Origin of the sequence: Bradyrhizobium liaoningense, from assembly GCF_018130955.1 — a bacterium.
Lineage (GTDB): Bacteria > Pseudomonadota > Alphaproteobacteria > Rhizobiales > Xanthobacteraceae > Bradyrhizobium > Bradyrhizobium liaoningense_C.
This window is the reverse complement of the sequence record NZ_JAFCJM010000001.1, coordinates 271,765-285,307: the sequence shown is the minus strand read 5'-3', so window position 1 is coordinate 285,307 and position 13,543 is coordinate 271,765. Positions and strand designations below refer to the sequence as shown.

Sequence of the window (13,543 nt, the reverse complement as noted above, 5' to 3'; positions counted from 1 at the left end):
GTGGATACGCTCAAGGTCAGAGACGCAAAAGACGTCGAAGAGGTGGTGCGCGCGGCGATTGCCAATGAGCAGCCGCTCGAGATCATCGGCCATGGCTCCAAGCGTTCAATCGGCCATGCGATGGCCACCAATGCCGTGCTCGACGTCTCCGCGCTCAACGCGGTGACCTCCTACGAGCCCAACGAGCTGATCATCACGGTTGAGGCCGGCGCGCCGCTTGCGGACGTGATGTCGCTGATCGACTCCAAGAACCAGCAATTCGCCTTCGAGCCCATGCACACCGCGCCGCTATTGGGCACGCCAGCCCTGGGCACTATCGGCGGCATGATCGCGGCCGGGCTGGCCGGTCCGCGGCGTATCCGGGCGGGCGGGGCGCGCGACCATCTCCTGGGCGCGCATGCGGTGTCCGGCTTCGGCGACAGTTTCAAGACCGGCGGCAAGGTGGTGAAGAACGTCACCGGATACGATCTCTGCAAATTGCTGGCGGGGTCCTGGGGCACGCTCTCGGTCATGACCGAGGTGACGCTGAAGGTCATGCCGAAGCCCGAGGCCGAGCGGACGCTGCTGTTGCGCGGTCTGGACGATGCCGCCGCCAACAAGGCGATGACCGCTGCGCTCGGCTCGCCATTCGACGTCTCCGGCGCCGCCCATCTGCCGAAATCGGCCTTCCGCCCCAAAATGGAGGGGCTGGGCGCGATCGCCTCACAGGGCGAGGCGCTGACCGTGCTGCGGCTTGAGGGCATCACGGCCTCCGCCGCCCACCGCGCCGCCTCGTTGCGCGAATTGCTCGCGCCGTTCGGAACGGCCGTGGTGGTGGAGGACGATGCCTCGGCTGCGCTCTGGGCCGCGATCCGCGACGTGCTGCCGTTCGCCGCCGGCGGCGCGCTCGGCGCCTGGCCGGTGTGGCGGATCGTCTGCCCGCCGGCCGCAGGTGGAACGCTCGGCCAGCAATTGGCACGCGAGACCGGCGGGGACGTGCTCTACGATTGGGGCGGTGGGCTGATCTGGGCAGCGCTGCCGCCGAACGCCGATGCGCATGCAGCGGCCGTCCGCAGGCGCGCGGACGCCGTCGGCGGGCACGCCATGCTGGTCCGCGCCAGCGAGGACATCAGGCGCAGTGTCGAGGTGTTCCACCCGCAGCCAGCTGGCGTCGCGGCCCTGGGCGAGCGGGTGCGGGCGAGCTTCGATCCGAAGACCATCCTCAACCGGGGGCGCCTGACGCGGGGCGCGGCGGCGGCATGAAAACCGAGTTCTCACTGGCGCAGCTCGCCGACCCCGATATCGCGGAAGCCGACAAGATCCTGCGCGCCTGCGTGCATTGCGGCTTCTGCACCGCCACCTGTCCGACCTATGTGCTGCTCGGCGACGAGCTCGACAGCCCGCGCGGCCGCATCTACCTGATCAAGGAGATGCTGGAGAAGGACCAGGCGCCGACATCGGAGGTGGTCAAGCATATCGACCGCTGCCTGTCGTGCCTTGCCTGCATGACCACCTGTCCGTCCGGGGTGAACTACATGCACCTCGTCGACCAGGCCCGGGTCAGGATCGAGGAGCGCTATCAGCGGCCGGTTGTCGAACGGCTGTTGCGCGCGGTGCTCGCCTTCGTCCTGCCGGACCCGGCGCGCTTCCGCGCCAGCATGTGGCTGGCGCGGCTCGCCCGGCCGTTCGCAGTGCTCCTGCCGTCACCACCGCCATCGGCCACGCCCGGCCTGACCTCGCGGCTCAAGGCGATGCTCGCACTTGCGCCGGGGCGTTTGCCGCCGCCGGGGCCGGTTTCCGGCAGCGTGTTTGCGCCGCTCGGCAGGAAGCGCGGCCGGGTCGCGCTGCTGCAGGGCTGCGCCCAGCAGGTGCTGGCGCCGCGCATCAATCAGGCGGCGATCAACCTTTTGACCCGCCACGGCGTCGAGGTCGTGCTGGTGAAGGACGAGCAATGCTGCGGCGCGCTGACCCATCACCTCGGCCGCGACGGCGACGCGCTGGCGCGGGCCCGGGCCAACGTCGCGGCATGGCGCGCGGAAGCCGCCAAGGAAGGCCTCGACGCCATCCTGGTGACGACGTCCGGCTGCGGCACGGTGGTCAAGGACTACGGCTATCTCTTGCGCGAGGATCCCGACTTCGCGGCCGATGCCGCGCACGTCTCGCAGCTCGCAAAGGACATCACCGAATACGTCGCCGGCCTGCCGTTGCAGACGACGACGCGGCGAGACGACTGGCAGGACAACGTCGTCGTTGCGTATCACTCGGCTTGTTCACTGCAGCACGGACAGAAAATCAGAGAGCTTCCGAAAGAATTGCTTTCCAAGAATGGATTCGTGGTGAAAGATGTCCCGGAGAGCCATTTGTGTTGCGGTTCGGCGGGGACATACAACATTCTCCAGCCCGACCTTGCGGGCAGGTTGCGTGATCGCAAGGTCGCCAACATCGCGAGCGTCAAGCCGGACATGATCGCCGCGGGCAATATCGGCTGCATGGTGCAGATTGCCGGCGGCACGTCAGTTCCGGTCGTGCACACGATTGAGCTTCTCGATTGGGCGACGGGCGGTTCGCGGCCGACCATGAATTGATCGGCTGGCGCCGCGCCCGGAGGTGGAGACGACTGAAGACGCCCGATCGATCATAGTTCGGCGGCAACAGGAGGATCACGATGGCGAAAGCGAAGAAGAAGAAAAGCAAGAAGGCCAAAAAAGCCAAGAAGGCCGTAGCGGCGAAGAAGACCGCCAAGAAGAAGACATCCAGGAAGACGAAGAAGGCCGCGAAGAAAGCAGCCAAGAAGTCGGCAAAGAAGGCCGCCCCGAAGAAAGCTGCCAAGAAGGCTGCGAAGAAAATTGCGAAGGCGGCTCCCAAGAAGGCAGCAAAGAAAGCCGCTCCCAAGAAGGCCGCACCGGCCCCCAAGCCCGCAGCTCCGATGGCAGCTCCTGCTCCCGAGCCCGCGCCGGAGGCGAGCTGGGCGACCCCTTCGACGGCTGCTGACGCTTCGTCCGCACCGGCCGAAGGGCAGGGCTAGCCGCCCCTCAACACAATCCTGGGACTTGCCCAGCAAGAAGGCCGCAGCGGTAACGCTGCGGCCTTTTTGCATCGTTGGGGCCTGCCGGACTCAGCCCCTTTGATTCGCGGTGACGTTCTCCCCACACCTCGACCGCCCCCCGTAGAAACACGAGGCTCAAAGCACACCATGCAAGGCAAATATTGTGTTCGAGATGCAACACACGCCGATAACCTTTGCCGGAATCGGTAGAACGCCTAAAAAGTCGGCAGTTGCTCGCGTTTTTTGCTTCACTGTCACTGTCCCCCGGACCAGATTGCGTTTGTTAGAAATTTCGCAGTCAGGTCGCATGCCCCGGGGGCGCCGGGATCGGACTGGCCTTAACTCGGTGATGGGGATCGCAATGAAGAAGTTGGCTTTGTTGGCAACGGCGCTGGCAATGGTTTCGGGTTCGGCTCTGGCGGCAGACATGCCGGTGAAGGCCGTGAAGGTACCCCCGCCGCCGGCCTTCGATCCCTGGGATATCGCCTTCGGCGGCGGTATCATGAACGACTACATCTTCCGCGGTATCACCCAGTCGAACCACAAGCCGTCGGTCACGGCCTATTTCGAGCCGCGCTACAACGTCACCAAGGACCTGCAGCTCTATATCGGCGCGTCCGCTGAAAGCATCTCCTTCCCGAACCGCGCTGCCGCCGAGGTCGACATCTACGGCGGTATCCGCCCGACCTTCGGCGCCTTCGCCTTCGACATCGGCGTCTGGGGTTACCTGTATCCGGGTGGCACCTGCTACTTCGGCGCTCCCGGCATCGACTTCGCCGGCAACTTCCAGGGCGCCGACTGCGCCGAGAAGGCCCTGCTCAACGCCAATGTGATCAAGAAGAACCTCAACTTCTTCGAAGTCTACGGCAAGGTGACCTACACCGTGAACGACAACTGGGCGTTCGGTGTGAACGAGTACTACACCCCGAGCTACCTGAACTCGGGCGCCTGGGGCAACTACACCTCGATCACCGGCAAGTACACCGCGCCCAGCACCCTGTTCGGTTCGAGCGGCGTCGGCATGTTCGTCTCGGGTGAGTTCGGCCGTCAGTGGCTCGGGACCTCCGACAGCTTCTACGGCACCTTGGCGTTCCCGAACGGCATCAAGTACGCCGACTACAACACCTGGAACATCGGCGTCGCCTTCACCTACAAGGTGTTCACGCTGGACCTGCGCTACTACGACACCGACCTCTCGAAGGGTGACTGCAACGCCTTCACCAGCGACTTCGCGGCGCGCGGCAACATCACCGCCTCGACCGGTACCTTCGTGACCGCGATCAATCCGTCCGGTGTCGGCTCGAACTGGTGCTCCGCCGCCGGCGTTGCCAAGCTCTCCTTCGACCTGACGGCGATGACCAACCTGAAGTAAGTTTCTCCCTGAGACGACTGAAAAGGGCGGCAGATCGATCTGCCGCCCTTTTTGTTTTCGGGGACTGTTCCGCCACCCACTCCGTCATGCCCGGGCTTGTCCCGCTTGCGGGGTCGAAGCCCCTTCGGCGCGGCGCAGGGCCGGGCATCCACGTTCTTCGTGCGGAGGGAAAGGCCATGGATGGCCGGGACGTAGGCGAGCGGAAGCGACGCCGTCCTACGGACGGCTGTGCCCGGCCATGACGATGCGGAAATATTGAGCCCTCGCCTTCAGCGTGCCTCCGAGCTCGCCGGCTCGCCGATACCCCGGAGCACATGCTGCTCGCCGTCCCGAACCAGCGCGACGTTGCGGGTGTGGAAGGCCTCAAGCGTCGAGCGGTGTCCGATCGAGACGATCGTGGTCGACGGCAGCTTCTCCTCGAGCAGCCGGTAGAGCCGCTCTTCGGAAGGCTCGTCCAGCGACGCGGTCGCCTCGTCTAGGAACAGATAGTCCGGTGCATGCAGCAGCGCCCGCGCCAGGCCCAGCCGCTGCTGCTCGCCGAGCGACAGCATCCGGTTCCAATGCCCATCCTCCTCCAGCCGCTCGGCAAGCTTGGGCAATCCGACCGCAATCACCGCCTCGCGGATCTGCCCCGGTTTGAAGACGTCACGCTCGGCCGGATAGACGATGGCGTCGCGCAGCGCGCCGACCGGGAAGTACGGCCGCTGCGGCAGCATCATCAGCCGGGCCTTTCCGGGGATTGCAATCGTCCCCTTGCCGAACGGCCAGATGCCGGCGATGGCGCGGAACAGCGTCGACTTGCCCGAGCCTGACGGGCCCGTCACCAGCACGCGCTCGGAGACGCCGATCGTGAAGTCGTCGGCGGTGACCAGCGGCGTGCCGTTCGGCAGTTTTACCAGCAACGCTTCGAGTCCGATCGTCCGTTCGCCTTCGGAAGGGCTGAAGCCGATCGTCTGCTCCTGCTTCTCGAGCTTGTTGGCCGAGGAGATCGACATCTCAAAGCCGTCGAGACGGGCAACGACCGCACGCCATTCGGCAATTGTACGATACGACGTAACGAAGAACGACAATGCGTCCTGCACACTGCCGAATGCCGAGCCGGTCTGCATCATGGCACCAAGCTGAATCCTCTTTGCGAAGAAGGCCGGCGCGATGAGCACGTAGGGGAAGATTACGGCCGCCTGATTGTAGCTGTTGGTGAATGCGGTGATTCGTTTGGTCCGGCTCATGATCGCATACCAGTTGCCGATCACCGCGCCGAAGCGCTGAAGCAACCGCTGGCGCTCGGCAGTCTCGCCCTTCAATAGTGCGATCTGCTCGGAATTCTCGCGAACCCGGACCAGGTTAAAGCGGAAATCGGCCTCATAGCGCTGCTGCTCGTAATTGAGATTGATGAGCGGCGAACCGATCCACTGAGTGAGTGCCGTGCCGAGAATTGCATAGATTATCGCGGCCCAGACCAGATAGCCGGGTATCGCGAAATCCATGCCGAAAAGATGCAAGGGGGCCTCATTGGACAGTCCCCACAGGATGATCACGAACGAGAAGAAGCTCACAATCGAACTGAGCAGACCCACGCCGATCGACAGCGTCAGTTCGACGAACGATTTGACATCGTCGGTGATGCGCTGATCAGGGTTATCGGCTGCATCCCCCATTAGCTGCATACGGTAATGCGTTGCGCCGTCGAGCCATTCACCGACATAGTGCCGGGTGAGCCAGTTGCGCCAACGGATCTGGAGCCATTGATTCAGGTAGAGCTGATAGACCGACAGCGCCACGAAAGCCGAAGCGAGGCCAATGAAGATCCAGATCTCCCTGACGAAGACCTCCCAGTTGTAGTCCTGAAGGGCGTCGTAAAATCGCTTCTGCCACTGGTTCACCAGGACATTGATTGCGACCAGCGACAATTGGAGCACGATCACAGCGGCAAGCAGGCCGCGGCCGGCCCATTTGTCCTCGGATCGGAAATAGGGGGCGGCGATACGCCCAACGATCGCGAGCGTCGCGCGGATGTTGTTCACAGACTTGGATCTCCTGCGGGATGGCGCAAATGCCTGAGGTCACGGCAGAAATAAGCGCGCTTAGACTTAAGTTGCAAATCTCGCGATTTGCGTTGGCATGTCCCTGCTGGCAACCCTAGCATGGTCAAAATGTCGCAGGGTGGGGTCGTCGGGGACTTCGCGACCTTGTGAGCAGGGGGGCGACCACCCCTGGGGATGCCAGGACGCCCGAGCTCTGAAGGCGCCATCGCTCCCTGTCAATCATGCCGGACCGTCCACGCTGGCCGGCATGCCGTAAAAACGGCGTGGGGAAGGATGACTATGTGGAATCAAATCTACGACCCGCTTCATAGCCCGGTTCTGTCCACCATCGCGGCGGCAGTCCCCGTCGTCACGCTGCTGGTCCTGATCGCGAGCGGCCGCGTCCAGGCGCACATCGCCGCCGTCATCGCCGTCATCGTCACCAACCTCATCACGATCTTCGTCTTCACCATGCCGGCGAACATGTCGATCCGCGCCTCCGTGCTCGGCATCGTCACCGGCTTCTTCCCGATCGGCTGGATCGTCCTCAACGTCATCTTCCTCTACCAGGTGACGGTGACGACGGGACGCTTCGAATTGTTGAAGCGTGCGGTCGGCGGCGTTACCGAGGACCGGCGGCTGCAACTCCTGTTGATCGCGTTCTCGTTCGGCGCGTTCTTCGAAGGCGCCTCGGGTTTCGGCACGCCGGTTGCGATCACCGGCGCGGTGCTGATCGGGCTCGGCTTCTCGCCGCTCGCAGCCTCCGGCCTGTCGCTGATCGCCAACACCGCGCCGGTCGCCTATGGCGCGCTCGGCACGCCGATCCAGGGCCTCGCGCAGGTCACCGGGCTCGATCCCTATATTCTCGGCGCGATGGTCGGACGGCAATTGCCGTTCTTCTCGCTGATCGTGCCGTTCTGGGTGGTGTGGGCCTTTGCGGGCTGGAGGGGAATGAAGGACATCTGGCCGGCGATCCTCGTCACCGGCGTGTCGTTCGCGGTCCCGCAATTTGTGATCTCGAACTTCATCAATCCCTGGATCGTCGATATCGGCGCCTCGCTGATTTCGATGGGCGCGCTCATCCTGTTCCTGAAGGTCTGGCGACCGAGACAGCTCTGGTTGTCGCCGGAGCTGCGCGGGCACGATGAATCGCATGCGACCATGGCGCCAGCGAAGCCGCTGGACAAAACTCCGCTCACGCAAGCCGAACTCTGGAACGCGCTCCTGCCATGGATCATCGTCTGCATCGTGATGCTGGTCTGGGGCAGCGGCTGGTTCAAGACCTGGGCGAACGCGATCTTCGTCTGGAACTATCCGGTGCCGGAGCTGCACCAGATGATCAACAAGATGCCGCCTGTCGCGGCGAAGCCGACGCCGGAAGCTGCGGTGTTCGGCTTCACCTACCTGTCCTTCACCGGCACGGGCATGCTGATCGCGGCGATCATCTCCGGCTTCCTGATGGGGGTCGGACCCGGCAAGCTGCTCGTGCAATATGGCCGCACCATCCGGCTCTGCGCGATCTCGCTGATCACGATCTCGGCGATGCTCGCGATCGGCACGCTCACGCGCCTGTCCGGCGTCGACGCGACGCTCGGTCTCGCCTTCGCCGCCACCGGCGTGCTCTATCCCTTCTTCGGCACGCTGCTCGGCTGGCTGGGCGTGGCGCTGACGGGATCGGACACCGCCTCCAACGTGCTGTTCGGCAATCTCCAGAGGATCACCTCCGAACAGCTCGGCCTGTCGCCTGTGCTGATGGCGGCGGCCAACTCCTCCGGCGGCGTGATGGGCAAGATGATCGACGCGCAGTCGATCGTCGTCGCCTCCACCGCGACCAACTGGTACGGCCATGAGGGCACGATTTTGCGCTTCGTGTTCTGGCACTCGATCGTGCTGGCCTGCATGGTCGGTGTGCTAGTGACACTGCAGGCCTATGTCTGGCCGTTCACGGCGCTGGTTCTGAAATAGCCGGACGCCCGTCTCCATGACATCCCCGCGGGGCCTGCTCCGCGGGGGTTTTGCATCCGGCGCTGGCGAACCTTCTCAAGTGCGTCGCCGTCTTATAGAAGGTGCGCCAAATCAGGACGGTCGAGGGGTTTTATGGCTTTGGTGAAGCAGATTGTGTGTGCGGCTGCGGCTGTGTTGCTGACGGCCGGTGCCGCTCATGCCGATGACGGCTTTCCCTTCGGGACCGAGATGACGCTGGAGGCCTTGCCGCAGCCGGGCTCGAAGCGGGTGCCGAACATCGAGATCGGGGACAATGGCGAGGTGATCCTGGAGCTCTGGTGCAAGGCCGCCAAGGGCCAGTTCTCGATCGCCGGCAACACCGTGATCTTCGTCCCCGGCCAGGTGCAGGACCGCTCCTGCCCGCCCGCCAAGGCGCAGGCCGATGACGAGCTCGTCGCAGCGCTGGCCGAGGCCGCCACCTGGAAGCGCCAGGGCGAGATCGTGACCTTCATCGGCCCGAAGCAATTGCGCTTCCGCATCAACGGGAACTAGCTGTCATGCCCCGCGAAGGCGGGGCATCCAGTACGCCGCGGCTTATCCGTATTCGTCACCGCCTCTGGAATACTGGATCGCCCGCCTGCGCGGGCGATGACTGAGAGTGGGGCGCGTAGCTTACAAGACTACGTCACTTCCACACCGACTTGTCGGCGTCCCAGCGCTGGCCCTTCAATTCCCTGGCGAGCGCCTCGATCGAGCCGTTGTCGTCGGGCTGTTCGCCCTCTTCGTCGGCGCTGGTCTCGTCCGACAGATTGAGCTTTGCGCCGCTGCTCTCGTCCGCGGTGGTCACCGCCGGGCTGCCGATCCACAGCATCAGCCTGTCGGAGGCGCCGGGCTTGTCTGACGAGACGAGGCCCGCGACCTCGATCGTGTCGGTGAGCTCCAGCGCCGGGAAATCCTTGTTCGGCCGCTTGAAGGTGAGCTTGAGCTTGCCGGTCGCGGCGTTGAAGCTCGATGACACCGGCTTTGCGGCAAGCGTCTTGCTGAGAACGCTGGAGACGGTGGCCGCGAGCTTGTCCCTGGCGATCTTGTCGCCGTCGCGCCAATCGGCGGCGGCAAAGCGGATGGTGCGGTCCATCTCCACCACGCCGGCGGTCCACCCCGCAGCGGTGACGCCGGGCGTTGCCTTGAACTTGGCGAGCAGCGCGCCGGCCCGCTCGGGATCGACCGACATGTTGATGGTCTGCTCGCCGGCGCGCAGCGCATCGCAGCCGACCGAGAGGCTCCCGAGCGTCACCTCGACGTCCTGACCTTTGAGGCTCTTCAGGAAGTCGATCGCAGCATCCAGCTTGACCTTGACCGCGATCGCCTCCGGCGAGACCTCGGTAAAATCCTTCGGTGCCGCGGTGATGCCGTCGTCGGTGGTCTGGTTGTCCAGAAATTCCTTCTCGCTGAGATCGGAATTGTCGGGCGAGGTCACTTCCGTCACGACGCCGCCGATTGAGATCTGGCCGCGGAACTCGAAGGTATCGCCGCTCTGCTTGCGCGCCAGCTTGACGGTGACCGGCGCCTTCTCGCCCAGGCTTTGCGTCGTGCCCGACAGCGTCTGGCCGTTGATCTGGAGATTGGCGACGAAGCGGTCCTTGCGATCGGAATTCTTCGCCACGGGATAGCAGACGTCGAGCACGGCCGCGGTCACCGTCTTGCCCTGCCGGGTCTCCTTGAGGATCACGTCGGCGTTGCCGTCCATCAGCCCGTCGATCGAGGTGAAATAGCGCGTCTCGGGCCCGGTGGGCGCCGTGGCCTTCGGCGACAGCTTCATCTGGGCGGAGGCGACGTCGGGCGAGGCCGCTAGCGCGGCGACCAAAAGAGCTGTCGAGCAGACCAGAAGCGCGCGCATCGATGAAATTCCTCGAAAGATCAGAATCGGCGCGCCACCGTAGTGGGTTTTCGCCGGCGGTTGAATTGGAAAGCGGGCCAATTCTCGGCAAAAAAGAAGGCCGCCCGGAGGCGGCCTTCGTGAGACTGTAACGGAAGGGATGGGTCAGAAGCCCATGCCGCCGCCGCCGGCCGGCATCGCCGGGGCTGCGTCCTTCTTCGGCAGCTCGGCGACCATGGCTTCGGTGGTCACCAGCAGGCCGGCCACCGAGGAGGCGTCCTGCAGCGCGGTGCGCACCACCTTGGCCGGGTCGATGATGCCCTTCTCAACCATGTCGACATAGTTCTCGGTCTGGGCGTCGAAGCCGAAGGTCTCGGACTTGTTCTCCAGGATCTTGCCGACGACGATCGAGCCTTCCACGCCCGCGTTCTCGGAGATCTGGCGAAGCGGGGCTTCGAGCGCCTTGAGCACGATGTTGATGCCGGCCTGGACGTCGGCATTGGCGTTGGTGATGCGACCGACCGCCTTCTTGGCGCGCAGCAGCGCGACGCCGCCGCCCGGGACGATGCCTTCCTGCACCGCGGCGCGGGTGGCGTTCAGCGCGTCCTCGACGCGGTCCTTCTTCTCCTTGACCTCGATCTCGGTCGCACCGCCGACGCGGATCACCGCGACGCCGCCTGCGAGCTTGGCCAGGCGCTCCTGGAGCTTCTCGCGGTCATAGTCGGAGGTGGTCTCCTCGATCTGCGCCTTGATCTGGCCGACACGAGCCTCGATGTCCGGCTTCTTGCCGGCGCCGTTGACGATCGTGGTGTTCTCCTTGTCGATCACCACCTTCTTGGCGCGGCCGAGCATCTTCACCGTGACGTTCTCGAGCTTGATGCCGAGCTCTTCGGAGATGAGCTGGCCGCCGGTGAGAATCGCGATGTCCTCGAGCATGGCCTTGCGGCGGTCGCCGAAGCCCGGCGCCTTGACGGCGGCAACCTTGAGGCCGCCGCGCAGGCGGTTGACGACGAGCGTCGCCAGGGCCTCGCCCTCGACGTCCTCGGCGATGATGACGAGCGGCTTGCCCGACTGCACCACGGCTTCCAGCACCGGCAGCATGGCCTGCAGGCCGGAGAGCTTCTTCTCGTGCAGGAGGATGTAGGCATCCTCGAGCTCGGCGGTCATCTTCTCAGCGTTAGTGACGAAGTAGGGCGACAGATAGCCGCGGTCGAACTTCATGCCCTCGACGATGTCGACCTCGGTGTCGAGCGACTTGTTCTCTTCGACGGTGATGACGCCCTCGTTGCCGACCTTCTGCATCGCCTGGGCGATCATCTTGCCGATGGCGGTGTCGCCGTTGGCCGAGATGGTGCCGACCTGGGCAACCTCGGAGGAGGCGGCAACGGGCTTGGCGCGCTTCTCGATGTCCTTGACCACGGCCGCGACCGCGGAGTCGATGCCGCGCTTGAGGTCCATCGGGTTCATGCCGGCGGCAACCGCCTTGGCGCCTTCGCGCACGATCGCCTGGGCCAGCACGGTCGCGGTGGTGGTGCCGTCGCCGGCGAGGTCGTTGGTCTTGGAGGCGACCTCACGCACCATCTGGGCGCCCATGTTCTCGAACTTGTCCTCGAGCTCAATCTCCTTGGCGACGGTGACGCCGTCCTTGGTGATGCGGGGCGCGCCGAAGCTCTTCTCGATGACGACGTTGCGGCCCTTCGGGCCGAGCGTCACCTTGACGGCGTTGGCGAGAATGTCGACGCCGCGCAGCATGCGATCGCGCGCGTCTCCGGAAAACTTGACGTCTTTGGCAGCCATTATGAAAACTCCTGGAATGATTGGATACGGTTGGTTGCCGTCACCGCCGGCTCTCCTTCCCCTCTCCCCTTGTGGGAGAGGGTGGACGCGATGCGAAGCATCGCGGACGGGTGAGGGGTCTGTCTCCGCGGACGGAGACCCCTCATCCGGCGCGCTTTGCGCGCCACCTTCTCCCACAAGGGGAGAAGGGAAGAAGAGGAGTGCTCCGACAACCGGCTTGCGACGGCGGTTGGCTGATGGCCTTAGGCCAGCACGCCCATGATGTCGGACTCCTTCATGATCAGGAGCTCTTCATTGTCGATCTTGACCTCGGTGCCGGACCACTTGCCGAACAGCACGCGGTCGCCGACCTTGAGGTCGATCGGGATCAGCTTGCCGGCCTCGTCACGGCCACCGGGGCCGACGGCGACGACTTCACCCTGGGACGGCTTTTCCTTGGCGGTGTCCGGAATGATGATGCCGCCCTTGGACTTTTCCTCGGCATCGATACGTTTGACCACGACACGGTCATGCAGCGGACGAAATTTGGATTTAGCCATGACGTTTCCCTTTGGAAGGCTCGCTTCGGAATCAGCGGAAGTGGGTGGGGGCCGCGCCCTCGTCCGACCTCTGGGGATCGAACGGCACGCTTAGCAATCTGCCTTTCGGAGTGCTAATAGAGGCCCGGGAATATGGCTTGGCTTCGATCCTGTCAAGCAAAGGTGGTTAAGCGATTGGTGATGCGGATATAGGATGGTGTGGGAGAAACTCATTCGGGGCCGCGGACGTCATCCACGACGTCATTGCTCCGACAGCGGTTTTGCGCTTGGCTGCCGGAAGGGGTGCGGCCACGGTTCAGTTCGGGGGAATGCCATGATCAGTTCAGCTCACGCGCGGACGGTTGCCAATCTGGCCGCCGCCTCGGCCCTGGCGCTGCTGCTGGGCGCCTGCGGAGGCGGCATGAGCCTGCCGTCGTTCTCGTCGGCGCCGTCGCCGGAAGCCGAGCCGGGCGTCGCCCCGGAGATGCCTGCGACAATCCGTTCCGACGAGATCGTCGGTCGCTGGGGTCTCGCCTCGTTCCAAAATCCCGCCGACCGGGCCCGCACCGAGGCGGCTGCGCGTGCGCAGTGCAAAAACCCCTATGTGATCAGCGCCGGCTCGTCGGGCGGCGTGATCATGCATCTCGCCGACCAGGCCACCCCGCAGGAACTGCGGCTCAAGGGCTCTCCGAGCGGCAAGAACTATATCGGCCCCGCCGGCCCGACCCCCGGCGAGCAGGACCGCGAGATCGTCTCGTTCGACGGCCGCGTCCTGATCACCCGCTTCATCGACAAGGACGCCGCCACCCGCTACGGCAACATGGTCTACGTCCGCTGCGCGCCCAGGGCGTGATTTCTCTCCTTCGTCATTCCGGGATGGTCTGAAGGACCAGACCCGGAATCTCGAGATTCCGGGTTCGGTCCTGCGGCCCCCGGAATGACATCAACAACTAGCCCCAAAAACAGAAACGCCGGCCTGAGGGCCGG

At 64.5% G+C, this 13,543-nt stretch carries 11 protein-coding genes; 7 read left to right on the top strand and 4 right to left on the bottom strand.

Features of this window, described 5'->3' with window-relative positions; translation table 11 throughout:
• The 4 genes from JQ632_RS01345 (at position 1) to JQ632_RS01330 (ending at position 4,397) form a co-directional block, all read left to right on the top strand.
• A complete protein-coding gene (locus JQ632_RS01345) occupies positions 1-1,242 on the top strand; it encodes an FAD-binding protein (RefSeq protein ID WP_212400455.1) in 1,242 nt (413 codons plus the stop codon).
• Positions 1,239-2,564, top strand: coding sequence for a glycolate oxidase subunit GlcF (glcF, locus tag JQ632_RS01340; protein WP_212400454.1), 1,326 nt, complete (start codon positions 1,239-1,241; stop codon positions 2,562-2,564). The genes JQ632_RS01345 and glcF overlap by 4 nt, the downstream gene beginning before the upstream one ends.
• Before the next feature lie 80 nt (positions 2,565-2,644).
• Positions 2,645-3,004: a hypothetical protein gene (locus tag JQ632_RS01335; RefSeq protein ID WP_212400453.1), complete on the top strand. Its 360-nt coding sequence runs from the start codon at positions 2,645-2,647 to the stop codon at positions 3,002-3,004.
• Positions 3,005-3,386: 382 nt separating this feature from the next.
• Complete coding sequence (locus tag JQ632_RS01330; RefSeq protein ID WP_212400452.1) at positions 3,387-4,397, top strand: TorF family putative porin; 1,011 nt, start codon at positions 3,387-3,389, stop codon at positions 4,395-4,397.
• Between the two features lie 269 nt (positions 4,398-4,666).
• Here JQ632_RS01330 and JQ632_RS01325 read toward each other — a convergent pair whose 3' ends face one another.
• Positions 4,667-6,421 (bottom strand): ABC transporter ATP-binding protein/permease, encoded by a 1,755-nt coding sequence (locus JQ632_RS01325; RefSeq protein ID WP_212400451.1) that lies wholly within the window; start codon positions 6,419-6,421, stop codon positions 4,667-4,669.
• A 300-nt stretch (positions 6,422-6,721) separates the two neighbouring features.
• Between JQ632_RS01325 and JQ632_RS01320 the strand changes: the two genes are divergently transcribed.
• Both JQ632_RS01320 and JQ632_RS01315 read left to right on the top strand, forming a co-directional pair.
• Positions 6,722-8,386, top strand: a complete 1,665-nt coding sequence (locus JQ632_RS01320; protein ID WP_212400450.1) for an L-lactate permease — start codon at positions 6,722-6,724, stop codon at positions 8,384-8,386.
• A 132-nt stretch (positions 8,387-8,518) separates the two neighbouring features.
• Complete coding sequence (locus tag JQ632_RS01315) at positions 8,519-8,917, top strand: META domain-containing protein (protein WP_212400449.1); 399 nt, start codon at positions 8,519-8,521, stop codon at positions 8,915-8,917.
• A gap of 133 nt (positions 8,918-9,050) precedes the next feature.
• Here JQ632_RS01315 and JQ632_RS01310 read toward each other — a convergent pair whose 3' ends face one another.
• From JQ632_RS01310 to groES, 3 genes are all read right to left on the bottom strand, one after another.
• A complete protein-coding gene (locus JQ632_RS01310) occupies positions 9,051-10,262 on the bottom strand; it encodes a hypothetical protein (protein WP_212400448.1) in 1,212 nt (403 codons plus the stop codon).
• A 144-nt stretch (positions 10,263-10,406) separates the two neighbouring features.
• Positions 10,407-12,038: a chaperonin GroEL gene (groL, locus tag JQ632_RS01305; RefSeq protein ID WP_212400447.1), complete on the bottom strand. Its 1,632-nt coding sequence runs from the start codon at positions 12,036-12,038 to the stop codon at positions 10,407-10,409.
• Between the two features lie 242 nt (positions 12,039-12,280).
• Entirely contained in the window at positions 12,281-12,577 is a 297-nt protein-coding gene (groES, locus tag JQ632_RS01300) for a co-chaperone GroES (RefSeq protein WP_212400446.1), read from the bottom strand.
• Positions 12,578-12,890: 313 nt separating this feature from the next.
• Between groES and JQ632_RS01295 the strand changes: the two genes are divergently transcribed.
• Complete coding sequence (locus JQ632_RS01295) at positions 12,891-13,409, top strand: hypothetical protein (RefSeq protein ID WP_212400445.1); 519 nt, start codon at positions 12,891-12,893, stop codon at positions 13,407-13,409.
• Positions 13,410-13,543: the final 134 nt, after the last annotated feature.

Excerpts from the sequence above, each read along its gene's own strand:
- glcF (WP_212400454.1), top strand. The coding sequence starts at position 1,239 with ATGAAAACCGAGTTCTCACTGGCGCAGCTCGCCGACCCCGATATCGCG.
- JQ632_RS01335 (WP_212400453.1), top strand. The coding sequence starts at position 2,645 with ATGGCGAAAGCGAAGAAGAAGAAAAGCAAGAAGGCCAAAAAAGCCAAG.
- JQ632_RS01330 (WP_212400452.1), top strand. The coding sequence starts at position 3,387 with ATGAAGAAGTTGGCTTTGTTGGCAACGGCGCTGGCAATGGTTTCGGGT.
- JQ632_RS01320 (WP_212400450.1), top strand. The coding sequence starts at position 6,722 with ATGTGGAATCAAATCTACGACCCGCTTCATAGCCCGGTTCTGTCCACC.
- JQ632_RS01315 (WP_212400449.1), top strand. The coding sequence starts at position 8,519 with ATGGCTTTGGTGAAGCAGATTGTGTGTGCGGCTGCGGCTGTGTTGCTG.
- JQ632_RS01310 (WP_212400448.1), bottom strand. The coding sequence starts at position 10,262 with ATGCGCGCGCTTCTGGTCTGCTCGACAGCTCTTTTGGTCGCCGCGCTA.
- groL (WP_212400447.1), bottom strand. The coding sequence starts at position 12,038 with ATGGCTGCCAAAGACGTCAAGTTTTCCGGAGACGCGCGCGATCGCATG.
- groES (WP_212400446.1), bottom strand. The coding sequence starts at position 12,577 with ATGGCTAAATCCAAATTTCGTCCGCTGCATGACCGTGTCGTGGTCAAA.
- JQ632_RS01295 (WP_212400445.1), top strand. The coding sequence starts at position 12,891 with ATGATCAGTTCAGCTCACGCGCGGACGGTTGCCAATCTGGCCGCCGCC.